21 protein-coding genes are annotated in these 23739 nt (G+C 52.9%); 13 read left to right on the forward strand and 8 right to left on the reverse strand.

All coding sequences use genetic code 11. The features are described 5' to 3' along the window. Positions 1–8 precede the first annotated feature (8 nt). From kdpB to AC0YN0_RS01300, 3 genes are read left to right on the forward strand one after another with little or no spacing between them, the layout of a single operon-like run. Positions 9–2042, forward strand: coding sequence for a potassium-transporting ATPase subunit KdpB (gene kdpB, locus AC0YN0_RS01290; RefSeq protein ID WP_475819667.1), 2034 nt, complete (start codon positions 9–11; stop codon positions 2040–2042). A 36-nt stretch (positions 2043–2078) separates the two neighbouring features. Then, complete coding sequence (gene kdpC / locus AC0YN0_RS01295; RefSeq protein ID WP_475819668.1) at positions 2079–2687, forward strand: potassium-transporting ATPase subunit KdpC; 609 nt, start codon at positions 2079–2081, stop codon at positions 2685–2687. 26 nt (positions 2688–2713) lie between these two features. Next, positions 2714–5002, forward strand: coding sequence for a universal stress protein (locus AC0YN0_RS01300; RefSeq protein WP_475819669.1), 2289 nt, complete (start codon positions 2714–2716; stop codon positions 5000–5002). Positions 5003–5056: 54 nt separating this feature from the next. On the opposite strand, the gene AC0YN0_RS01305 is transcribed toward AC0YN0_RS01300, so the two are convergent. After that, the gene (locus AC0YN0_RS01305; RefSeq protein ID WP_337099703.1) at positions 5057–5368 is read right to left on the reverse strand and encodes a winged helix-turn-helix transcriptional regulator; all 312 of its coding nucleotides are present in this window, start codon (positions 5366–5368) and stop codon (positions 5057–5059) included. Between the two features lie 164 nt (positions 5369–5532). Between AC0YN0_RS01305 and AC0YN0_RS01310 the strand changes: the two genes are divergently transcribed. Then, entirely contained in the window at positions 5533–6297 is a 765-nt protein-coding gene (locus AC0YN0_RS01310) for a dioxygenase family protein (protein WP_475819670.1), read from the forward strand. Positions 6298–6340: 43 nt separating this feature from the next. Continuing rightward, on the forward strand, positions 6341–7105 hold the full coding sequence (locus AC0YN0_RS01315) for a GTP cyclohydrolase II (RefSeq protein WP_475819671.1): 765 nt from the start codon (positions 6341–6343) through the stop codon (positions 7103–7105). 386 nt (positions 7106–7491) lie between these two features. On the opposite strand, the gene AC0YN0_RS01320 is transcribed toward AC0YN0_RS01315, so the two are convergent. After that, positions 7492–8283 (reverse strand): DUF4358 domain-containing protein, encoded by a 792-nt coding sequence (locus tag AC0YN0_RS01320; protein WP_475819672.1) that lies wholly within the window; start codon positions 8281–8283, stop codon positions 7492–7494. Between the two features lie 17 nt (positions 8284–8300). After that, positions 8301–9086 carry a DUF4358 domain-containing protein gene (locus AC0YN0_RS01325; RefSeq protein ID WP_475819673.1) on the reverse strand — a complete coding sequence of 262 codons (786 nt, stop codon included), beginning with the start codon at positions 9084–9086 and terminating at the stop codon, positions 8301–8303. Positions 9087–9463: 377 nt separating this feature from the next. Here AC0YN0_RS01325 and AC0YN0_RS01330 point away from each other — a divergent pair, with 377 nt between their 5' ends. Next, a complete protein-coding gene (locus AC0YN0_RS01330; protein WP_442047931.1) occupies positions 9464–10426 on the forward strand; it encodes an aldolase catalytic domain-containing protein in 963 nt (320 codons plus the stop codon). Positions 10427–10780: 354 nt separating this feature from the next. Here the strand turns inward: AC0YN0_RS01330 and AC0YN0_RS01335 are convergent, their stop codons facing one another. Continuing rightward, a complete protein-coding gene (locus tag AC0YN0_RS01335) occupies positions 10781–11083 on the reverse strand; it encodes a hypothetical protein (protein WP_475819674.1) in 303 nt (100 codons plus the stop codon). Positions 11084–11234: 151 nt separating this feature from the next. On the opposite strand from AC0YN0_RS01335, the gene AC0YN0_RS01340 reads away from it, so the two are divergent. Continuing rightward, positions 11235–12566 (forward strand): VWA domain-containing protein, encoded by a 1332-nt coding sequence (locus AC0YN0_RS01340; protein WP_475819675.1) that lies wholly within the window; start codon positions 11235–11237, stop codon positions 12564–12566. Between the two features lie 74 nt (positions 12567–12640). On the opposite strand, the gene AC0YN0_RS01345 is transcribed toward AC0YN0_RS01340, so the two are convergent. Then, entirely contained in the window at positions 12641–14020 is a 1380-nt protein-coding gene (locus AC0YN0_RS01345; protein WP_475819676.1) for a Glu/Leu/Phe/Val family dehydrogenase, read from the reverse strand. A 216-nt stretch (positions 14021–14236) separates the two neighbouring features. On the opposite strand from AC0YN0_RS01345, the gene pxpB reads away from it, so the two are divergent. Together pxpB and AC0YN0_RS01355 are read left to right on the forward strand one after the other, a co-directional pair. Further along, entirely contained in the window at positions 14237–16078 is a 1842-nt protein-coding gene (gene pxpB, locus AC0YN0_RS01350; protein WP_475819677.1) for a 5-oxoprolinase subunit PxpB, read from the forward strand. Between the two features lie 21 nt (positions 16079–16099). Then, positions 16100–16897: a LamB/YcsF family protein gene (locus AC0YN0_RS01355; RefSeq protein ID WP_475819678.1), complete on the forward strand. Its 798-nt coding sequence runs from the start codon at positions 16100–16102 to the stop codon at positions 16895–16897. Between the two features lie 232 nt (positions 16898–17129). Here the strand turns inward: AC0YN0_RS01355 and AC0YN0_RS01360 are convergent, their stop codons facing one another. Further along, complete coding sequence (locus tag AC0YN0_RS01360; RefSeq protein WP_475819679.1) at positions 17130–18422, reverse strand: glycoside hydrolase family 27 protein; 1293 nt, start codon at positions 18420–18422, stop codon at positions 17130–17132. A gap of 104 nt (positions 18423–18526) precedes the next feature. After that, positions 18527–19411 (reverse strand): helix-turn-helix domain-containing protein, encoded by an 885-nt coding sequence (locus AC0YN0_RS01365; RefSeq protein ID WP_475819680.1) that lies wholly within the window; start codon positions 19409–19411, stop codon positions 18527–18529. A gap of 126 nt (positions 19412–19537) precedes the next feature. Between AC0YN0_RS01365 and AC0YN0_RS01370 the strand changes: the two genes are divergently transcribed. Further along, positions 19538–19930 carry a gamma-glutamylcyclotransferase family protein gene (locus AC0YN0_RS01370; RefSeq protein WP_475819681.1) on the forward strand — a complete coding sequence of 131 codons (393 nt, stop codon included), beginning with the start codon at positions 19538–19540 and terminating at the stop codon, positions 19928–19930. Between the two features lie 339 nt (positions 19931–20269). Here AC0YN0_RS01370 and AC0YN0_RS01375 read toward each other — a convergent pair whose 3' ends face one another. Then, positions 20270–20437, reverse strand: a complete 168-nt coding sequence (locus tag AC0YN0_RS01375; RefSeq protein ID WP_475819682.1) for a hypothetical protein — start codon at positions 20435–20437, stop codon at positions 20270–20272. Between the two features lie 252 nt (positions 20438–20689). Here AC0YN0_RS01375 and AC0YN0_RS01380 point away from each other — a divergent pair, with 252 nt between their 5' ends. From AC0YN0_RS01380 to AC0YN0_RS01390, 3 genes are read left to right on the forward strand one after another with little or no spacing between them, the layout of a single operon-like run. Next, positions 20690–22057 (forward strand): copper resistance D family protein, encoded by a 1368-nt coding sequence (locus AC0YN0_RS01380; RefSeq protein WP_475819683.1) that lies wholly within the window; start codon positions 20690–20692, stop codon positions 22055–22057. Between the two features lie 16 nt (positions 22058–22073). Next, positions 22074–22940 carry a sensor histidine kinase gene (locus AC0YN0_RS01385; protein ID WP_475819684.1) on the forward strand — a complete coding sequence of 289 codons (867 nt, stop codon included), beginning with the start codon at positions 22074–22076 and terminating at the stop codon, positions 22938–22940. Then, entirely contained in the window at positions 22937–23656 is a 720-nt protein-coding gene (locus AC0YN0_RS01390) for a response regulator (protein WP_475819685.1), read from the forward strand. The genes AC0YN0_RS01385 and AC0YN0_RS01390 overlap by 4 nt, the downstream gene beginning before the upstream one ends. Positions 23657–23739: the final 83 nt, after the last annotated feature.

The following is a 23739-nucleotide window of genomic DNA, read 5'->3' on the forward strand; positions in this document are numbered from 1 at the left end:
GAACGAAGATGAGTAGAAACGAAACCAATAAATTGCTATCCTCAGGCGCGGTCAAACGTGCGGTAATGGACAGCTTCATAAAATTGAATCCCATTGTTATGATGAAAAATCCGGTCATGTTCGTTGTAGAGGTCGGTACGGTTATCGTCCTATTGATGGCCCTATTCCCCGGATATTTCGATGCCAAGCAAAACGTTGGCTTTAATCTGACCGTGTTCGTCATTCTGTTCGTTACGCTGCTGTTCGCGAACTTTGCGGAGGCAATCGCAGAGGGCAGAGGCAAAGCGCAGGCCGATTCGCTCAAACGGTCGAAGCAGGACATGACCGCCAATAAGCTGGTTGGCAGTACGATTACGGTTGTATCTTCGCCGGAGCTGCGCAAAGGCGATATCGTCGTCGTCTCTCAAGGCGAGATGATTCCCGGAGACGGCGAAGTCATCGAAGGTCTGGCATCGGTAGACGAATCAGCTATCACGGGTGAATCGGCGCCCGTTATTAAAGAGGCGGGCGGAGACTTCAGCTCGGTAACCGGCGGCACGAAGGTCGTCAGCGACTCGATTAAGGTCCGAATTACAAGCGATCCGGGACAATCGTTCATCGATCGGATGATCGCGCTCGTGGAGGGTGCCAAGCGGCAAAAAACGCCGAATGAGATCGCGCTGAATACGCTGCTGACGAGCTTGACGATCATATTTTTAATCGTCGTTGTCACGTTGAAGCCAATTGCGGAATACGTAGGCGTCGACTTGGAAATTCCGGTGCTGATTGCTTTGTTAGTATGTTTGATTCCAACGACGATCGGCGGTTTGTTGTCGGCGATCGGCATTGCCGGCATGGACCGCGTTACGCAATACAACGTGCTTGCCATGTCGGGTAAAGCGGTCGAGGCCGCAGGAGACATCAATACAATGATTTTGGATAAGACGGGAACGATTACGTTCGGCAATCGGATGGCAAGCGAGCTTATTGCGGCAGGCGGCGTCAATCAGCAGGCTTTAGCGGAGTGGGCTGCGATCAGCTCCATCAAGGACGAGACGCCGGAAGGCAGATCCGTGCTGGAATGGATGAAGAAGCAAGGACTTAGCTACGATGCTTCCATTGCTGAGGGCGGAGAATTCGTGCCTTTCAAAGCGGAAACGCGCATGAGCGGGATGGACTTGCCGGACGGTAGGCGAGTTCGCAAAGGGGCCGTCGATTCGGTCAAGAAATGGGTAATCGAGCAGGGCGGACAGATACCGTCCGACACGGACCAAATCGCGAATACGATTGCGACGCTTGGCGGTACACCGCTTGCGGTAGCCGTTGACAAGCAATTGTTCGGCGTCATCTATTTGAAGGATACCGTCAAGCCGGGGATGAAGGAACGGTTCGATCAGCTGCGCGAGATGGGGATCAAAACCATTATGTGTACGGGCGACAATCCGCTTACGGCAGCAACGATCGCTAGAGAAGCCGGCGTTGACGACTTCATTGCCGAGAGCAAGCCGGAAGACAAGATTGCGGTCATACGCCGTGAGCAGGCGGAGGGCAAGATGGTCGCGATGACGGGCGACGGAACGAATGACGCGCCAGCTCTGGCGCAAGCCGACGTCGGCCTAGCGATGAACAGCGGTACGACTGCGGCCAAGGAAGCGGCCAATATGGTCGATCTGGATTCCGATCCATCCAAAATCATTGAAGTAGTCGCAATTGGCAAGCAGCTTCTAATGACGAGAGGGGCGCTTACGACATTCAGCATCGCGAATGACATTGCTAAGTATTTCGCAATCATTCCCGCTATGTTCATGCTCGCTATCCCTCAGATGAGCGTGCTTAATATTATGAATCTCGGCTCCCCGATGTCTGCTATACTGTCGGCGTTGATTTTCAATGCGATTATTATACCGCTGCTGATACCGCTCGCCATGAAAGGCGTTGCCTATAAAGCAATGAGCGCCTCGAGATTGCTGAGCCGCAACGTGTTGGTCTATGGACTCGGAGGCGTTATCGTTCCGTTCGTAGGGATTAAGCTGATCGACCTGATCGTGCATTTGTGGGTTTAACCTTATATCGAATATAGATGAAAGAAGGCTTGCCTAATGGCGACAGAGGAGAAACAAAACTCGAAAAGCGGTTTGACAATCATAACAGTAGCATTGCGCAGCAGCGTCGTGTTCATGATCCTATGCGGTATTTTATATCCGCTCGCAAGCACGGGAGCAGCGCAGCTGCTCTTCCCCGCACAAGCGGATGGGAGTTTAATTAAGAATAGCAGCGGCCAAGTGGTGGGATCGGAGCTGATCGGACAGAGCTTCGCTGATCCGAGCTACTTCCAAGGGCGAGTGTCGAGTATCGATTATAACGCAGCCGGCTCAGGCTCGAACAACTATGCGCCTTCCAATCCTGCATTGATTGAACGGACGCAAGCTTCGATTGACGCCTGGATAGCGAATAATCCAGATGTACCGATCGAGCAGCTTCCAATCGCGCTGATCACGAATTCGGGCTCGGGGCTCGACCCGCATATTACGCCGCAATCGGCGACGGTTCAAATTCCGAGAATCAGCAAGCTGTCAGGAGTGTCGGTGTCCGAGCTAGAGAAGCTTATAGCCGATCATACGGAAGGCAGGGATTTGGGCGTATTTGGCGAAGAACGTGTCAACGTGCTTAAGCTTAATTTGGCGCTCTCTGAACTTGTGGGCAAGTAGGATCACCCTGGAGGTGAGTGGCAACTATGCCGTATCAAAGAAAAACGCCCGAGGAGCTGTTGCTGACCATCTCCAAGCTGCATCGCGGCCGGCTTAAAATATTGATCGGCGCCGTAAGCGGATCGGGAAAGACGTATCATTTGTTGCAGGAAGGCTTGCAGTTGAAAAAGGACGGTATTGACGTCGTCATTGGCTTGTTATCGACACCGCTCCGACCGGAAACGGCAGAGCTTGCGGATGGACTCGAGTGCGTGGCTAGCCTGTTGCAGGGGGGCGTTGATCTTGATGCGCTGGTAGAGCGCAATCCCGAGGTTGTCCTCGTAGACGGGCTTGCCCATATAAACCGGCCAGGCTCGCGATTCTACGATCGGCTCGGAGAGGTTAAGTTTTTATTGGATAGAGGCATAAGCGTCATTACGACCATCAATGTGTACGAGCTCGACGGAATCGACGAAACGGTGCTGAAATGGATGGATATCCAAGCAACGCATACCGTACCCGCAGATACGCTCGAACTGGCAGACGAGGTTAGACTCATCGACGTTTCGCCTGAAACGATGCTCGGACGGCTCGAAGCGGGGCTGCTCGGTGATGCCGCTCATCCGGCTATGGCGCAGCGAGGCAATCTGGCGATACTGCGGGAGCTGTCACTGCGCCTCGTGGCTGAAGGTGTTAACGATATGCTGGAGAAACATCGCGGTGAAAAGGGACTCAGCGGTCCCTCCGGGGCCTCGGAGACGATCCTCGTTACGGCCCAATACGTCGTGAACGGCTCGTTGTATGTGCGGCGGGGGCGGCAAATTGCGAGAAGATTGAACGGCGAGCTTATTGTTGCTGCCTACGTTCCTCCCGGAAAGACGTTGTCCAAAGAGGAGCAGGCCATTAAACGTTCAATCATCAAGATGACAGAGAAGGCGGACGGAAGCTTCGAGGAGCTGCCGCAGCCTCGCAGGCGCAAGCTGCCTGCCGCGTTAGCGCAGTATGCGGCAGATCGTCAAGCGACGCGTATCGTGATGGGTCACTCCAAGAAAAGCCGCTGGCAGCAGCTGCTGCAGGGCTCGCTTGCCGACGGCGTTCTGCGCCGATTGGAGAAGGTCGACCTGCTGCTCATGGCGGATCTTGCCGAGCATGAAGGGGAGAGAATTATGCCCGTTCGGCAACGGGGGGATTCGAAGCGGGAGCTGTTTCGCAGATTCAGCATGGAAGAGAAGGAGCGGCAGATCGCATCGTATCGCAGGGGGGAACTGAAAGTATATATCGGAGCGGCGCCAGGCGTAGGCAAGACGTATACGATGCTAGCCGAAGCAAACTTGCTGCGCGCTAAGGGAGTCGACGTCGTAATCGGTCTCGTGGAGACGCACGGCCGCGCCGATACGCTGGGTAAGATCGGTTTGCTGCCGATTATCGAACGACAGGTTATCCCTTATAAAGGCACGAGTTTAGAGGAGATGGATGTTGACGCCATCATACGTAGAAATCCGGAGGTCGTGCTTGTCGATGAGCTGGCGCATACGAATGTGCCGGGAAGCGCGCTCAAGAAGCGTTATGAGGACGTCGTACAGCTGCTCGAGCATGGCATCTCCGTCATCTCGACGATGAACATCCAGCATATTGAAAGCTTAAACGACGCTGTGGAGCAGCTTACCGGCGTAAGGGTCAGGGAGACAGTGCCTGATGCCATCCTCAGGCTCGCGGATCAGATAGAACTGATCGACGTGACGCCGCAAATGCTGCAGAGCCGTATGCGGGAAGGGAAAATTTACGCTATGGCAAAGGTAGAGCAAGCGTTAGGGGCTTTTTTCTCGACTGGCAATCTGATCGCCCTTAGGGAGCTAGCGCTGCGTGAAGTCGCCGACGATGTCGACGAGAGACTGGAATCGTGGGACCGGCGCCAGACGCTGCGCGGCGAGCTCCGCAGGCGGGAGATTATTTTCGTCGCCGTCGATATTCGGTCGGGAGCGGAGCAACTGGTCAGACGAGGATTCCGTACGGCGTATCGGCTTAAGGCGGAATGGCGCGTTCATTACGTGCATGACGGAAGCGAATGGTCGTCCGGCGACGCCGCCAAACGAGATTCGGTGATGAAGCTGGTCGAGCGACTCGGAGGTAAGTTTGAGACGTCGTTGACGGCCAGCAAGAAGCATATAGCCGAGACGCTGCTTACCGCGGCTAGCCAAGCGAAAGCAACACAGCTCGTTATCGGTCAGCCGGCTCGTTCGATGGTAGGAAACTGGCTGAAGGGAAATACGGTTCGCAAACTGCTGCGGCTTGGTCGTCATATGGATGTGCTGATCGTAGCAAGGCAAACAAAATAGACATCCTTCTGGCGGGCTATGGCTCACCGGGGGATGTCTTTTTATTCCATAATGTTATGGCTGCAGCCAATCCGACGACCATTTCTGAATTTCGCGAATGACCGGCTCGAGTGCCTTGCCTTTATCGGTTAATGAATATTCTATGCGAACAGGGATGTCTGGATAAACGTGACGAACGACAATGCCTTCTGCCTCTAGCTCCTTCAAGCGTTCAGACAATAGTCTGCCGCTGATCGGCAAGGCGCTCTGTATCGTACAGAAACGTTGTGTTCCCTCTAATAGTTGATAAATGATCAGGCCGGTCCAACGCCTGCTGAACATATCCATCCCCTTCTCGAAGCGGGGACAAAGAGTCTGTTGTTCCATTCGTATCACCTCTTTTGTCTTCTTCCACAGTATAACCCTTATATCATTTTTATACAAGCACACTTATTGACCGTTAATTACTTGACTATCATTAGTTGTGAAACTATAATTAGTTACGAATAGTAAGTAAATTAGCGGAATGAAATTTAAGGAGGCGCTTCGTTATGAAGCCATTATTTTTAGCGCACGGCTCACCTATGCTGGCCGTCGAGCAAAATGAATATAGCCGTTTTCTACAACATATAGGCGCCAGTATGAAGCCTGACGCCATCGTCATTTTTACCGCACATTGGGAGGCCGAAGCTGTAACGATCTCTTCCAAGGATGACGCATACGAAACGATCTATGACTTCTACGGTTTTCCCGATGAGCTGTACCAAGTGAAGTACCCGGCCAAGGGATCAACCAAAGTTGCGGCATTAGTGGGCAAGTTGCTTAGCGATAAAGGCATCCCGGTCGCATACGATGAAACACGCGGACTTGACCATGGCTCATGGACGATGCTAAAGCATATGTTCCCGCTAGCCGATATACCTGTCGTACAGGTATCGGTCAATCCATATCGCTCAGCAGAGGAGCAATACCGGATCGGCGAAGCACTCCGGAGCTTGAGTTCACAAAATATTTTGTTGATTGGAAGCGGGGTAACCGTTCATAATCTAAGAGCGGTCAAATGGGGACAGAAGGAGCCTGAGAGCTGGGCAGTCGAGTTTGACGATTGGCTGATCGAGAAAATGAACGAGCATGATACGGATTCGTTGTTTAAGTACGACAGTCTTGCTCCGCACGCACGAATGGCCGTCCCGCGCGCCGAGCATTTCGTACCGCTATATATTGCGATTGGAGGCGGCGATCCCGAAGCTGCGCCAACAATTGTATATCGAAATTATGAATTTGGAACTTTGAGCTATCTTTCGATGCAATTTTAATTCATACTAATCCTATAATCTTACAGAGAAGGTGAAACGCCTAATGATTCAATCCCATATTGCAGACCGTATTAAGGACAAAATAAGAAGGATCGAGAATGGCGCCAACGATATTTACGTCGTCGGCCCGATAAATCTGCCTGTCAATTTGGACGGGGAGACGAAGATGTTCCAATGGTACTCGTGGCTTCGCAAGGAAGCAGGCGAACCAAAGACTGCATCGCAGCTTGTCGAGGATTTGAATAGATTCTCTTATGCAGAGATGCAGCAATCCAGCGTTCTTGTGTACGGCGACTTCGAGCATGAGAGTGACGCAATTATACGTATGCACAGCATTTGCCACACGGGCGATATATTCGGCAGCGAGCGCTGCGACTGCGGCTTCCAATTGAAGCAATCGATGCGGATGATTACGGAGCATGGCACAGGCGCATTATTTTATTTGGCTAACCACGAAGGCCGCGGAATCGGATTGTTCAGCAAAGCGATCGCCTATTTGCTCCAGGAGGACGGCCTAGATACCGTCGATGCGAATACGGAGCTTGGTTTCGCCGACGATTCGCGCGATTACAGCGAGGCGATTGCCGTTCTGAAGCTGCTTCGCCCAACGAGCGTGGCGATCATTACGAACAACCCGCGCAAGGTAGAGGCGCTACGCAAAGCTGGCATGAACATTGCACGCCGAGTACCGCTATGGGGCAATCCATCCGTTTATAACGAGAAATACCTACAGACGAAGGTCAATCGTTCGGGCCATTTCAGCAAAGAGTCGGTGTCGGGGTCTGAGTCGGAGACGATTGCGCGATAGCAACTGCAAACCCTTAATTGGAATATGGTGACTTTCGATTCATTGGGCCCTCTTAGAGGTGCACTAGCCTTTTGGGTGGATATTATCCAATCAAAAGGTTGGGAATGAGAAAATTTCAGAGTTTGTTTGGATTTTGTACAGTCAAATGGGCGGAAAAAGGTTACTGAGGTTAAAATCGCAGGTTTTGGCTGTATAATTTCCACTCAAAAGTAATTTTGTGGTGTTTTGGGTCGATTAGACTGTATGAAATACAGGCTAACGTAACCTCAGCCATTAAAGAATCGACAGTCTCTTATGTCCAACATTGCGGAAAATGAAGAAAAGGCGGAGCTACATTGCTCCGCCTTAATTGATTTTGTGTAGAAACATATGATCGCTTATGGACTTTATTTGAAAAAGTCGTTGAATAGTTCAGCGGCCTTTTTCTGATCCGACGTTATGGAGAATAGGACATAATCGCCATTTCGAACGATTTGATAGTTGTTGGCCAGCTCGTATTGGTTCGGAAGATAGTTTTCAAACGATTTTTTGACTGTTTCCGCGCGCTGCTCGAACCCTTTCTTAACCGCATCGTATTGCTTGTCCGACTTCAACTTGACGACAGCGACCTCGCTGACGTTAATGTTGATCATGGCATATCTGAACGAACCCTCGCTAATCATTGTATCGGCGTCGATGCCGTAAACATCCTTAATGAGATCACCTTCCGCTTCGGCTAGCGAGCCCAAATCGATTTCGTTAATGATTTTATCTGAAATATCGGATACCTTCACCTGCGCGGCAGGCTTTTCCGTCGGTTTAGCTGTTGGCTTTGTTGTTGGCTTTGCCGTAGGCTTAGCTGCCGGTTTGGCGGTCGGTTTTGCCGTAGGCTTCGTCGTTGGTTTCGCCGTAGGCTTAGCTGTCGGTTTGGTGGTCGGTTTTGCCGTAGGTTTTTCGCTTGGCACATCTGGCGGCTCATTGCTTGGAGCTAAGCTCGGCTCGGGCATGCCTGTGTCGTCGCTCGGCTCCGGAGTTACAGTCGGCTCGATCGTAGCCGAAGGAGCATGGCTAGCCGGAGCTTCGGTTGAGGTGCCTTCATTCGTTGAGGGAGCGTCGGCATTGTTCCCGTTCGTGCTGCATCCAACGACTAATAATGATATCGCAATCATGATTGCGGCTGCTTTAGATCGTTTTTTCATTTTGTACCACTCCTTATCTATTTGAAGAAACTGTTGAAAGCTTTGGCTACACCATTCTGATCGTCGGAAATCGATAAAAGAACGTAGTTGCCGTTTCGAATAATTTGATAGTTTTCGGCCAGCTCATATTGATCCTGTAAGTAGGATTCGAACGTTTTTTTTATGTTTTCCGCGCGCTTTGTCAACACTTTCTCGACTTCATCGTAATCTTTATCGGACTTAAGTTGAACAACGGCAAGCTCCGCCGAACTATTTCTCATGCCCCCCATGAAGATGCCATCCGATAACAGGTTACTCGGATCGAATCCGTATATATCTTTGAGATAATCGCCTTCCATTGCAAATAGCATAGGAAGCTCAACATCTTCTTTAATTTTAGCGACAATGTCAGCGACCTTAACGGCTGCAGGCTTTTCTGACGGCTTCGGCGTTGCAGCGGGCTTCACTGTTGCGGCCGGTTTATTCGTCGGCTTTGCCGTCGGTTTCGCTGTCGGTTTGGCGGTTGGTTTTGCCGTGGGTTTTGCCGTGGGTTTCGCTGTCGGTTTGGCGGTTGCAGCTGTTTCCGTCTCTTTCTCCGCAGCAGGCTTGTCGGGTGCAGGAGCCTCGGTGACGGATGCTTCTAATTCGGGAGTAGTCGTTGCTGCTGGATCGTTAGTAGCGCTAGGGGTCTCCGTCTGCGAGTTGCCCGAGGATGCATTGTCAGCTGCTTCGTTGTTGCTCGTGTTGCCGCAGCCCGTTGCTACGATTGAAAAGGCGATCAAAAATGCTGCTATCCGGGTGAATTTCTTGCTGTGCTGTGACATGGTATTCTCTCCTTAATGATGTATTCCACCTAAAGACGACAATATTCGACAATAGGTTGCTCCTTCTGGCGAACTTTGTGGGGTTCTAGGATTGAAAGTGCTGTTATTCCTGTCCTCAACTGTCTGTGCATGGGTGTGACAAAAAGTTGGCCTCGAAATACATCCTTGCCTCTGAGGATAATCGCGTGTACAGAAAGATTGCAGGGAGAAAACGAAAACGCCGGCTGTTATGCAATTTCATGAAGGCTTGAAGGTAGAGGCGGAAAGCCGATTAAATCAACCATAAATCGACAAATTTATTTTGCGTTCGCTCTTTATTTCAAGTATGATGATAAGAAAAAAAGAACTCATGTTCACAATCAAAGGAGCAACAACGCATGCATTCGAAAACAAGCCACTGCAAAATTGTCGATTGCACGATCCGCGACGGCGGACTCGTGAATAACTGGGATTTCAGCGTAGAATTCGTTCAATATTTGTACCAAAGCTTGAATGAAGCTGGCGTCGATTATATGGAAATCGGCTACAAAAACTCGCCAAAGCTGCTTAAAGGCGCTGAAAGCGCTGGACCTTGGCGTTTCCTGGACGACGATTTCTTGAAAAAAGTCATTCCGAACAAAGGAAATACGAAGTTGTCCGCATTGGTTGATATCGGTCGTGTAGACGAGAATGATATCCTTCCGCGCAGCGAGAGTCTGCTTGATCTTATCCGCGTCGCTTGCTACATCCAAGACGTAGACAAAGCGCTTGAGCTTGTGAAAGTATTCCACGACCGCGGATACGAAACGACGCTTAACATTATGGCACTCTCCAACGTAATGGAGAACCAGCTTATTGAAGCGTTCAAGCTGATCGACGAGAGCGTTGTAGATGTTGTGTACATCGTGGACTCGTACGGCAGCCTGAAGCCTAACGATATGACTTACCTCGTACAGAAGTTCCAACAGCACTTGCCGAACAAACGTCTGGGCGTTCATGCGCACAACAACCTTCAGCTTGCTTACGCGAACACATTGCTTGCTGCCGAGAAGGGCGTTGAGCTGCTTGACTCCTCCGTATACGGCATGGGCCGCGCAGCGGGCAACTGCAATACGGAATTGCTTGTTGCTGAATTGCAAAACACGAAATACAACATTCGCCCAGTTCTCGATATGATCGAGAAATACATGATTTCTCTCCGCGAGAAGGAAGAGTGGGGCTACATTATCCCTTACATGATCACAGGCATTCTTGACGAGCACCCACGCTCGGCAATGGCGCTTCGTGACTCGGATGACAGAGACAAAGGCGTCGATTTCTACGACCGTCTGACGACTCCGGAAATCGCTCACGGCAAATAAGCTCTAGAATAAGAAAAAACCGTTCGACCAGTGAATTGACGCTGGTTGGACGGTTTTTTTCTTTGATTTGTTAAGTGCTGGGCGTGGTTAGCCTACTCACCTTGTGATTGCACTTTCTGCAACAGATGGAGGAATGGAGACGGCTATTCCCAGTCCTCGTTGCACTTTTTACAATGGATTGGTTAGTGGTCGTCATGTAAGCGCCCATTCCCGAACATTTTCTGTTGCATTTTCTACAACGAGTCGCTTTATGAATGTTCATTTCAATGTATTCTGTTGCACATACTGCAACGAGCGAAATTGCTAATCGTTAAAGCTACCAGGTGCCAGAGGCCGTAGTCTGTCTGCGATTGATTATTGCGAGAATAGTTCGCCGTCACCGCGGATTGCCGCTGCTTGATGCGGCTCGTTCGGATGCAAATAACCTTTGCCGCGGAAGGTCGTCCCGTTAACAGCGACAGCCGTTACTTCAACGCCGATGTCCTCCGATTGTCCGAACCAGGCAAGCAAATCTGTTTCGCCGATGCCTACGACATCGATATACCATAGCCGGTCGCCGTAATCGCTGACGAGAACGAGACCTGCTGAAGTGAATGATAAATGTCTGATTTGCTGCTGATAGGCGATTTCTATTGCGATGAGCTCGAATGTTTCCATTAGGGAAGTCCTCCTTGAATATGAAGCTGATGCAGTCGATCGCGGACTCGCCTCATGTCTGTTACCGATTGTAAATCGATCAGCGGAAATATGCAACATTTGTAAGCTGAAGGCCGTTTGATAACCAAATAGATAAAAAGGGGTTGAAGGAATGAATAATGCTCATTCGTTCAGAAGGTCTATTGGTAAAACGGCTGCGATGCTGGTTGGCATAGCGATGCTCGTCTGGCTGCTCGGCGGCTGCTCATCGAGCAGCTCAAATGACGAAGGCACAGGTAATCGAAGCAGCAGCGAAAGTACGACTGAAGCAAGGGAGTCCGCGAACGGAGGAGATCATGATGCGTCAGCGCCGAGTTCTGAAGAGGATATGTCCTCGAAGCCTGATACTAGTAATCGCAAAGACAACAAAGACAAGCGCGGTTATGGCTCGCAAGACAAGGAAGTTCAGGCTGGACAGTTGACCGCGGGAGAATGGGATGATCTCGCCGCATGGGAGCGGTTCGGCAATCTGCTAAATAGCCAAGAGGGCGACAGCAGCTTGCGCGCGTGGTCCTTCGTTGCGTTCCACCGTGTTGAGGTTGTGGTGACTGCGAACGGCAAGGCAGTTGCCGACGCGGAGGTAAAGGTGATGCAAGGCGGGCAATCGCTTTGGGAAGCCCGGACGAACACAGAAGGAAGAGCTTATGTATTCGCCGGCTTGTTCGAAGGGCAAGAGAACAGACGTCAGAGCGAATACGTCATCGAGGCGAGAGCCGGGCAACAGAACAAGCGTTTAGAACATATAGATATTACGAAGCAAGGCGTCGTCAAGGTTGATCTAGGCAGCGAAAGCGGTGCTTCTTTGTCCGATCAGGTCGATGTGATGTTCGTCGTCGATACGACGGGTTCGATGGAGGATGAGCTTAACTACTTGGGCGCTGAGCTGAAGGACGTCATTCGAAGAGTGTCCGAGGAGCATGCGAACCAGCTGGATATCCGTCTGAGCGCCAACTTTTACCGGGATAAGCATGATGATTATATCGTGAAGCCGCATCCGTTCGTCACGAATGTGGATACGGTGACCGGATGGATCACGAAGGAAAATGCACGCGGAGGCGGTGACTTCCCGGAGGCGGTCGATCAGGCGCTGCGGGATGCGATTCATGATCATGAATGGAGCAAGGAAGCAAGGGCGAAGCTGTTGTTCCTCGTCTTGGATGCTCCCCCGCACAGCGATCCGCAAATCATAGATGAAGTGCAGCAGTTGATACAAGACGCGGCTAAGCAGGGCATCCGCGTTATTCCCGTCGCCTCAAGCGGAATAGACGTCGATACGGAATATTTGCTGCGATTCATGGCTGTCGCGTCAGGAGGGACTTACTTGTTCCTGACGGATGATAGCGGCATTGGCGGCGATCACTTGGAGCCTGCAGTCGGCGAATATGAGGTGAAGCTGCTGAACGATCTGCTTGTAGAGGTCATTAATCGCTACGTGCAGGAGTAAAATCTGATATAGAAAAGGGCTATTCCAAAGCGGCGACTTGGCTGCCGTGGAATAGCCCTTCTTATTATCTTCAATTAGTATAGCTTGCCTTGGCGATACAGAGAGGTGGACAGCTTCGTTACGGCATGATTGTAACAGCTTTGACGAAGCGGCGTGGGCTCTCCGAAATAAGCGGGCAGTATGCCGGTTAATGTTTTTTGCATTTTGGCATAGAGAAGCTTGTAGACTTCTTCTTCTGTGTAGAATTGCGTCTCGCGGCCTTGGAGCCATTCGAAATAAGACACGATAACGCCGCCTGCGTTGGCAAGTATGTCGGGAATGACGATCGTCCCGTTCGCATTCAATACGTCGTCGGCCTCGCCGGTAACAGGAGCATTGGCGCCTTCCACGACGATACGGGCTTTCACTTTGGACACATTGTCGGCGCGGATCTGTTCTTCCAACGCAGCGAGCATTAGGACGTCAACGTCCAGGTAGAGGACAGCCTCTCGCTCGAGAATGTCGGCACGAATGCCAAGCTCCTTCAAGCTCTCTGGCGTAGAAGGAAGATCGCCTTGGTTATTCGCAGCGTATTCGATTAGTACCGGAATGGATAAGCCTTCCGCATTGAACAAGGTGACGTTGCGGTCGCTGACGGCCACGACCTTGTTGTGGAGGTACGGACATTTGTAAGCTTCAAGCGCGGCGACCGAGCCGACATTGCCGAAGCCCTGCACCGCAATCGACAACGGTCTGTTCGTATGGGCAAGCGCCGTCTGAGCGTAAGGGTTCGAGCTTCCCGCGAGCCAATCGCTCTGCTCATTCAGGAAGTCGTGCAGCAAGTAGCGGAATGTGAAGTAAACCCCTTTGCCTGTCGCTTCCCTGCGACCAAGCGAACCTCCGCTTACGATGCTTTTGCCTGTAAAGCTACCGAGATAGGGCTGACCGGGATGGATGCTCTTGTATTCGGCCATCATCCAGTCCATTTCGCGCTCGCCCGTTCCCATATCGGGTGCCGGAATGTCTTTGTCCGGTCCGAGTACATCGCTGAAGTATTGGACATATTTTTTGCAAATAAGATACAGCTCTTTGACGGAATACTTGCGCGGGTTAATGACCACGCCGCCTTTGCCGCCTCCGAACGGAACTTCGTGAAGCGCGTTCTTAAGCGTCATCAGTGCAGCGAGATTCGTTACCTCGTCCTCGTTCACCGATTCATGGAAGCGGATGCCGCCTTTGTAAGGGCCGAGTGTGTCGTTATGCTGGATGCGGTAAGCCGGAATGCGGACGACGCTGCCGTCTTCGACCGTAATTCTCAAAAAAGCCTTATGAACTTTATTCGGAGTGGATAGGATTGCAGCCAGCGACTTGAAAGCTTGCTCACGTTCCTTCTCCTGCAAATTTGGCAGAAATGAATGATCTCCCGTTAAAACATTCAAAGATTGCTGTACGATGGCTCCCGTTTGGCTTGCCATGGGCAGACGACCTCCTTCAGTGTTAGTGCAGCTAACACTTAACGTTATAGTATGAGGAAAAATACTCCATTCGAGTGTACCATACTTGGAAGCGTTTAACCAAAACGGCTAAGCAGAGCCGCTTGCGAATACGAGGAATAACAGTTGCTATACGGCGAAAAGGTATGTCAAAATCGATGTATCCGTATAAGAGCGGCAGGCGGGAGGATGAGCGGCATGGTTGAAAAGGAGTTCGCTGGACTGCAAGTCAAGCCGGACGATGAACGGTTGCGTTTCTATCCGCTAGGGGACAGCGCGATTGTCCTGGAAGCTAGTGAGCTTGGAGTCGAAGCGGATTGGACAGAGTTCGCGGCGCTTGCCGATCAGTTGGGTGCGAGCCGAGAACGATGGATGCTGGATATCGTTCCTGCTTATACGAGCGTAACGGTGATATACGATCCGGATTTGCTCTGGCGGGAAGAAAAGGCGACGGATGCTGCCGGATGGAACGACAGGTTGACGGACCTTTTGCCGTATCAGCTTGCCGAGCAGAGGTTACGGGAGATTATAAGCCGGGAATGGCGCGTTTCAACAATGAACACAAGGATAGTTGAGATCCCGGTCTGCTACGGCGGCGAATTTGGTCCGGATCTGGCCGAGGCGGCTGCACATGCGGGAATGACGAAGGATGAGATGTCCAGGAGGCATGCCGAGGCCGAATATAAAGTGGCGATGATTGGCTTCATGCCGGGTTTTCCGTACTTGATCGGATTGCCAAAGTCGCTCGCTCAGCCGCGCAAAGCTGTCCCGCGGTTACGTGTAGAGGCGGGTTCGGTTGGCATAGGAGGCGGGCAGACGGGCGTTTATCCGCTTGCGTCGCCGGGAGGCTGGCAGTTGATCGGACGCACGCCCGTGAAGCTATTCGATGAGCAGCGCAGCGAGCCTTCCTTGCTGCGGGCGGGAGATACGGTTCGATTCGTGCCGGTAACGGACGCAGCGTGGAGCGATGATGCCAGAGATGGACGAATGCACAATATTGAGACTAGTGCATCCGATGACGGTGCAGGTTTTCGTATCAGTAAAGCAGGCTTACATACGACGATACAAGATTTAGGCAGGGCAGGATATCGATCAATCGGCTTGCCGGCAGGCGGCGCGATAGACAGCTATTCGCTGCGGCTTGCCAATATGCTCGTTGGCAATGAGGCGAATGCGGCGGCGCTTGAGCTGACGCTTATCGGGCCGGAGCTGGTGGCGCAGGACGATATGCTGATCGCCGTATGCGGCGCGTATATGGCGCCGACAATCGACGGCGAAGAGCTGCCGATGTGGCGGCCGGTGTTCGTGCGAAGCGGCGCCGTGCTCCGCTTCGGCAGTGCGTTGAGCGGCTGCCGCGCGTATATCGCGATTGCCGGAGGCATCGGCGTGCCCGAGGTGCTGGGCAGCCGCAGCACGTATGCGCGCGCCGCGCTCGGCGGCCTCGGCGGGCGTCGGCTTGCCGCCGGCGACGTCGTGCCGTGCGGCGCAGCTGGGGCGGCTGCCGCTTCGCGGTGGGCAGCCGCATGGGTCGCGGCGCTGGCCGCCCGCCCAGGCTGCTGGGCGGCCGCGCCGTGGTTCGCGCAGCCGCTTGCCTACGGCGGCAGCGACGAGGACGGCATCGAGCTTCGCGCGATGCCGGGCAGCGAATTCGGGCAGTTCAGCGAAGCTGCCCGAACAGCTCTTTATCGGGAGCGCTACCGCGTCGCTCCCGACTCGGACCGTATGGGCTGCCGCTTGGACGGCAGCCCTCTCGAACGCTCTACCCATGCGGAGCTCCGCTCGCATGGGGTAACGCCCGGCGCCGTCCAGGTGCCTTCCGGCGGCGCCCCGATCGTGCTGGCCGCCGATTGCCAGACGACCGGCGGCTACCCCAAGATTGCGCATGTCGCCAGCGTCGATCTGCCGCTGCTCGCGCAAGCCAAACCCGGCGATGCGATTCGCTTCCGGCATGTATCGCTTGAAGAGGCGCAGCGGCTGGCAATAGCCCGCGAGCTGGAGCTGCGTCAGCTCGCAATTGCGATACGCTGCCGCTTGCCATAGGAACAGGAGAGGAATGCATCGATGAACGATCGATTAGATAGTACGATTGGGTCGGCAGCCGTCAAAGCCGTCGATCTCAACTGCGATTTCGGAGAAGGGTTCGGCGCGTATTCGTTCGGGCAGGACGACGAGCTGCTCCGGTATGTCACAAGCGTCAACATCGCCTGCGGCTTCCATGCAGGCGATCCGCATACGATGCGCCTTGCTACCGAGAAGTCGCTGGCGGCAGGTGTTGCGCTTGGCGCGCATCCGGGCTTGCCGGATCGGATTGGCTTCGGACGTCGCGAGATGAGCATAACCGCTAGCGAAGCTTACGATTACGTTGTTTATCAGGTTGGAGCATTGTCATCCTTTGTGCAAGCGGCTGGAGGAAGGCTAAGCCATGTGAAGCCGCACGGCGCGCTCTACCACATGGCCGGACGCGATCAAGAGATTGCTGCAGCCGTCGTGAAAGCCGCAGCCGATATCGACAAGCGGCTGCTCATCTTCGGAGGCTCCGGCAGCCTGCTTCTTGACGAGGCTAGGCGCCAAGGACTTGGCGCTGTCTCCGAAGTATTCGCCGACCGCACGTACTTGGCGGACGGTACATTAACGCCGCGCAGCCAGCCGGGCGCACTGCTGGCCAGCACGGAAGCGGCCGTCAGACAGGCCGTTTCGATGGCCGCGGAAGGCAAGGCCTATACGGCGAGCAGCGATGAAATCGCCATCGAGGCCGGCACGATCTGCCTGCACGGCGACGGCCCGCATGCAGCCGCGTTCGCGCAAAGCATTAGCAGCGCTTTGCTTGCAGCCGGCATCGCTCTTCGCGCACCGCGATAGGAGACAAAGCAAAAAAGCAGCCCTCCAATGATCTGCCCCTCCATTGTTAGTCGTGTTTAACAAATGGGGTGCAGTTCAAGGCGGGCTGCTTTCTGTTTCTATACTCAATGTGTTCGTCAAGTTTCGCAGAAAAACGACTATTTACTGACTCCTCAGTCCGCAACTCCGCTATAGGGTCGCTTGTCGACGGCTAAGCGTCGCTGGAGTCCGTAACGCCAGGCACATGTTACGATTAATTCAGCTTAAGCAGCAGCGAACTGTGAGGCGGCAACTGGAAGGATAGCTGATCCAGCGTTCCAAGGTCCTCGCGCTTCCACAGATCACGTCCCTGCACGGGGGCAGAAAGACCAAGCTGCTCCAAGCTGACCGATACATTGTCCGACGCTTCGCCTGCGTTGAACAAAGCGACATAGGTTGTATCGTTCTCGCCTTGCGAGGCCCATACGATACGATCACCGTCGCGCAATACTTGCCTCGCTCCGCGGCTGTTGCGATGCAGCTCCAGCACTTCTTCGTTCGTAATGAGCGACAGTGTCCAGTCGTCATTATCGCGAAGCTCGCCGCCGAACATAAGCGGCGAACGGAAAATCGACCAAAGCGACATCATCGTGACCTGCTCGTCGCGCGTGAATCTCGTCCAGCGGTCGCTTCCGCCGCCGTCAACCGAGCGGATGCCGAGATGCCCGAGCGGAAGCATGTCGCAGTCCGGCCAGCGTCCTTCCGCTACATGCGGAGCCCACTTCTCGCAGCGCTCGAACATATTGTAGAGTAAATGCCAGATGTCCCAGTAATCGTCGGTCATCCGCCACATATTAGCATTTGCGGCAAGCTCCTCCGCATGCTCTAGCGGCGCGGGTCCTGGCGAGAGGCTAAGCACCATCGGCCGTCCGCACTGCTCGATCGCCGAGCGGATCAGCTCGATCTCTGGCAAATGAATGCCGTATAGCCGCGATGCGGCGATGTCATCGACTTTGACGAAATCAACGCCCCAAGAAGCGTACAGGTCGAACAATGAATTGTAGTACGCCGCAGCGCCGTCTCTCGATGCATCAACGCCGTACATATCGGTATTCCACGGGCAGATCGAGTTCGGATGCGCGATCTGGCGAGCCGTTGCCGTCGTACCCAGCACCGGTGTATCGGCATGTGCCGCTTGGCGCGGAATGCCCCGCATGATATGGATGCCGAACTTCAGGCCTAAGCTATGCACGTAATCAGCCAACGGCTTGAAGCCTAGTCCGCCGGCGGCAGACGGGAACCGTTCAACCGAAGGCATAAGCCGCGAATATTCGTCCATTTCCAGCGGAACGAACTGGCGGTAATGCGAAGACACCGCACCGGGCTCGTACCATTGAATGTCGACGACGACATACTCCCAGCCGAATGGCTTCAGATGCTCGGCCATATATTCCGCATTGCCTCTAATTTCTTCTTCTCTAACGGCAGCCCCGTAGCAGTCCCAGCTATTCCAGCCGAGCGGCGGCGTTGCCGCATACTGATGATGTTTCTTCGCGCTTGTTCCCACAATGATCGCCCTCTCTATCGTAATATTGCTCTATGCGAATATCGTAGAACGAATCATTACCCTGTGGCTAGCCTATTTTATTGCGTTCGTATGTAAAATATTGCTCAATCAAATCGCAGTCTATCGATGGATGGCAGCTCCTTCGCCAGTCTGAAGTCTCCTGGCGGAAAACCGACTCTGCTGCGGAACACTTTGCTGAAGTAGCTGCCGTTCGCATAGCCGACCTCTCGGGCGATTTCATCGACCGTCAGCTTCGAGCTGCGCAGCAGTTCGACTGCTTTCTCAATACGCAGCTTCGTGACGTAATCCATCGGCGACATGCCGGTCGTCCGAAGAAACAACCGAGCAAAGTAATATTTGGATAAGCCGACAACGGAGGCGATTTCGTCCAAACTCTCAGGCTGTGCGAATGAAGATTCCATGTGGAAGGCGGCATCACGAATGCTGCTCGGCCAAGACTCTCTCTCGTTCTGAAACTTAGATTTGGTTTGCAGCAGCTCCATCATAAGCGTATATACGAACGACGATGCCTGATAACTGTTCTTTATACCGTTCATACGAGCTTCTGAATACAGCCTCTGCAGCGCACGAACCGCAGAACTGCCGGTCTCAAGCTGAGGCGTTACGCCAATCGAATCGATAAGCTCTCGCCATAACGGCTGCAGATTAGCTTGGCGAATGAGTACGAAATAGAATGTCCAGCTGTCGCTTTCGGGAGGCAAGTAATAATGATGATCCCCCGGAATTTCGGCCAGGAAAGCCGTTCCCGGGCCCACCTCGTAGGTTGTATCGCCAAGACGGTATCGGCCGAAGCCCGACACCGTATATTGGAGTAAATAGAGCGGTCCATCGATCCGCTTCATCCCGTCCCAAGAGTACTCGGGATCGCTAACTTGCTGATGTCCAACTGCGAACAACTGGTAGATCGGGAGCTGCGGCGAATCTTGGAATCGGTAGCCGTATACGCCGTAAGGTTGCGAATGAGCCACTATTGATGAACCTCCTTGCCTGCATGGGGTAGCTTATTTTTGCAGCTTGTCGTATCGTCAACTGCCCCTTATGATGATAGCATCAAATACGCAATACACTCGTATGGACAGGTGTGAACAGCATTTATGAGCATTCAAGTATTTATTTATGGAACGCTTCTTCCCGGCGAAAGCAATCATCACGTCGTTGCAAGCTTCATACAAGCTTCAAGAACGGGACAAGTGTTCGGCCGATTGGTCGATTGCGGCTCGTATCCGGCAGCCGTTCGGGATGCCGATGCCAAGCGGCGCAATAGTATTATACGCGGTCAGTGGATCGTCGTCGATAGAGCGGGACTTGCGTCGATGGATGAGCTCGAGGAATTTTACGGCATAGAGGAACGTAATGATTACGAGCGGGTATGGGTGCGGGATGCTTATCGCCCAGAGCTGGCGGGATGGGTCTACGTTTGGAGCGACGACAGAGGCTGTCCAAGGATAGAGGAGCCGTATTGGCCGGATTATCGTTCAAGTGTTTAACATGGGATAGAACATGGCTCCATTATTGGCATTGGAAGGGGCGTTGGTTTGCTGGCAGTTGCTATGTTGGATTTCTCCAGTATAGATCCCCCTTAAAAGGAGCAATTACCGGCTATACTGGATTTTTGCAGCAACTTTTTGCTGAAATGGCCGAAATGAAACTTATTGAAGGAAAGTTAGTGCAAATATGCAACATAGCCTTCGAAAACAGTCTAAATCACGTAAAGTTGCTGCAATTATCCAACTTAGATTAAGACTCAGAAAGACAAACTGTCACTCCGAAAACAACAAAAAAACCGGCGTACACGAGAGCAGCTCTCATATTAGCCGGTTATTCCCTTATTCCCTTGCTTGCCGCTTGCCGTCTGAATGGTCGGCTTCGGCGTAAGCAACCAACGCAACCGTTGAGCCATAATCCTCACTAAGCTTTTGTTCCAGCTTGCGAATCGAGTCAAGCGCATCCGCCTGCTCGCCAAAGCGGGCGAGCTGATAAGGCTTTTCTGACATCCAATCACACATCCTTATTCGAAGTTTAGCAGCATAGCCGCGTCAGCTTACGCCGTTAAATGGACGGCAACCGCTATTGGTATCATTTATGAGCATCGGCGATTTCAGTGAAATTTATACGCCCTCTTGCAATTGGGCTGCAAAAGGTGAGCATTGTGTGTCACTGCGGCGGTTTCATTGTTCTTTTCATTTGCGTTTAGTACACTGTACGTGATAACAAGCGTAACGGAAGGAAGGTTCAAGAGCGACATTATGATTCACACTCACGACAACATACATGATAGGAACCCAGGGAGAAGCTCGAGGGCTGCTTTTTACCTGTTCGCAATTGTTGCCCTTTTAATATTCACATTATTACTTTGGCTTCCGGCTGGTCAAGTTGCCGCGGCGTCCGTTGATGCATCGCATCAGCATTCCGAGTCAGGTTATTCCGGCGGTGCGACAGGAGGACAATCACTGCTGTATATCATTAGAGCGGTCTATTATATCGCTTTGATGGCGGCAACGGGAACGATGTTATGGTCCGTTGCGCTTCCTTTTGCATCTGGCAGCGATCCGCAGCGCATGCATGCCAAGTGGAGTTTGCTTGCCGTTAGAACACTGCTTCTTACCGCCATTGTGTACATCTTTATTCACTTCAATGCACTTATGAATAGTCTCGGCACAAGTGTGGATGCCATCGGCGTCTTTACAGAGACGAATGCCGGCCGCTCGTGGATCGCGCTTCTAGTGCTGGCTGTTCTCGGTTTCGTTATATTGAAGCAAAATGAAATGGTTAAAGCGATATGGGCGCTGCTGCTGCTCGGCGTAGAGAGCTTCGGCGGGCACACGCTGGCGCTCGACAATTCGGCGCTCGCTCTCATTATGAACTTCCTTCATCTGAGCTGCTCGGCCATATGGGCAGGGGGCGTTATGCTGCTCCTGCTCTATTGGTTCTCGGACCGTAAGGAGGCTGGGCGGTTCGCCGCCAGGTTCACGACCGTTGCTTGGATAACGATCTTGCTTCTAGCCGTCACAGGCATCATCATGACGGTGTTCCTATTGCCTTCGTGGCGCTATTTGCTATACAGCAACTGGGGATGGCTGCTTATGGCCAAAGCGCTTCTCGTCCTTGCGGTTGTCGTCGTCGGAGCATTCCTGCGAGTGCGCGCAAAGCGCAAGGAAATGCCGCGCGGCATGCTGCTTAAGCTGGACGGCATACTGATGATCGCCGTTCTATTGATTGTCGGCGTACTTACTTATATCAGCCCGGCACCTGATACGGAGCCGCTTAATTATCACAAAATGGGCGAAGAGCTTCATTACACATTGGACGTTACGCCGAACGGACCTGGTCCCAATGAGGTGTCGCTCAAGGTGTGGCTGCCAGAGGAGCTGGGAGAGCCGGAAGCTGTCAGCTTGTCGATCACGTCTCAGAAGCGTCCGAATCTTGCGCCGATTACCGTGGAGCTGCTGCCGAAGGAAACGAATAACGATAGTTCCTTCCCTGGCTTCAAGCTGACGGAATATAAGGCAGGCAAGGTTGAGCTGCCATATCCGGGTGCATGGGAAGCAGAACTGCACATTACCGATATAGACGGCCATACAACGGTGGAGACGATTCCATTCCGTAACGATTAAGACAGGGGGGATCAGGTTGTCTTATAAATGGCTGAAGTGGCTGATACTGTGGATACCGACGGTTACGATCGGCTTGTGGGAGTATGTACGCCATGCGGTTTTGCTGCCCTACGTTTCGATGGAGCTGGGTAATATTCTTGCTCCGGCGCTCGTATTCGTTGTGACGCTGACATTGCTGCGCGGTCTGTTCGCAAAGCTGGAGCAAACACAAGATTCTCTTCATCGGGAGCGAGTCTCGAAGGCCGCCTTCGAGGAGCGGGAGCAGCTTGCGCGCGAGCTGCATGACGGCATCTCGCAATCGCTGTTCATGCTTTCCGTTAAGCTCGACCGGCTGGAGCGCGAGACTGCCGATCCGAAGGCGCTCGCCACGGCCGAGGAAATAAAAACGACAGTCCGGCGCTTGTATGACGATGTCAGGCAGCAGGTCGAGAGCCTGCATCATACGCCACTGCCTGCCATGCAGCCATGGCTGCAAAGCATTCATCATCTGACTGCCGAGATGGAACAGGCGAGCGGTATCCAGTCGACTGTCGACTGGAAGTTGAATGAGGATGTATTATCTCCGAAACAAAAGGTCGAACTGCTTGCCATTATGCGCGAAGCGCTAATGAATGTGCAGAAGCACGCGAGAGCAGAGCATGTAGTCGTCCGAGGCGGCCAACATCCGCTAAGTGCCGGCTCGGCGGGCGATGAAGCCGCATTTTATTGTCAAATCGAGGATGATGGAATCGGAGCGTCAAGCGACGGGCTGGACAAGCAGGGGACGTACGGCTTGAAGATGATGCGGGCGAGAGCGGATGCGATGCGGTGGTCGCTCGATGTGTCGCCTGCTTATTCGCATGGAATGATAGTAACGATACGGGGTAAGGGGGCAACGAAATGACGGATATCGCAGCACCGGTTCGGGTGATGCTTGTTGACGACCATCCTCATGGTCTCGAAGGAATGCGGGAGATTGTGGCAAGCGATCCCGCATTTACGGTTGTCGGGGAGGCGTCAAGCGGCGAGGAGGCGCTCGCGCTTGCAGCCGCCATCCGTCCTGAACTTGTGCTTATGGACATCAATATGCCAGGTATCGGCGGACTTGAGGCCACTTTCCGTCTTAAGCAGCTTCAACCCTCTCTTAAAATTATAATGGTTACGGTTTCCGACGATATCACTAACCTCTTCGAAGCGATTAAGCGCGGCGCGCAAGGCTATCTCCTCAAGAACATCGCTCCTTCCTCTTGGCTCGAATATTTGCATGCCGTTACCGTCGATGAAGCGCCGATGTCCAAGGCGCTTGCTTTCCGGCTTCTGCAGGAGTTTACGGGAATGGACAAGCCTTCTCCCTCAGTTGACCAGGCCATTTCATCGCGCAAGCCGGCTGCTGGAGCGGCTAAGCCGCTGCCTGATATGACAACGCCGCTCACCGATCGGGAGAAGGTCGTGCTTGAGCATGTCGCAACGGGCGCTTCCAACCGCGAGATCGCCGGGGCGCTTTCCCTCTCCGAACATACGGTCAAAAACCACCTCAAAAATATTTTGCAAAAGCTTCATCTCGCCAATCGGGTTCAATTGACAATTTATGCACTCCAGCAAGGCATAGTCGAAAAATGACAAGATGGGTCGACAGTCCTCTGTGCCAATATTCGACCCTTTCGGCAGGATTCGCGATAGTTTCGTAGAATGATATAACAGAC

It is taken from the genome of Paenibacillus sp. J22P218 (assembly GCF_056269195.1).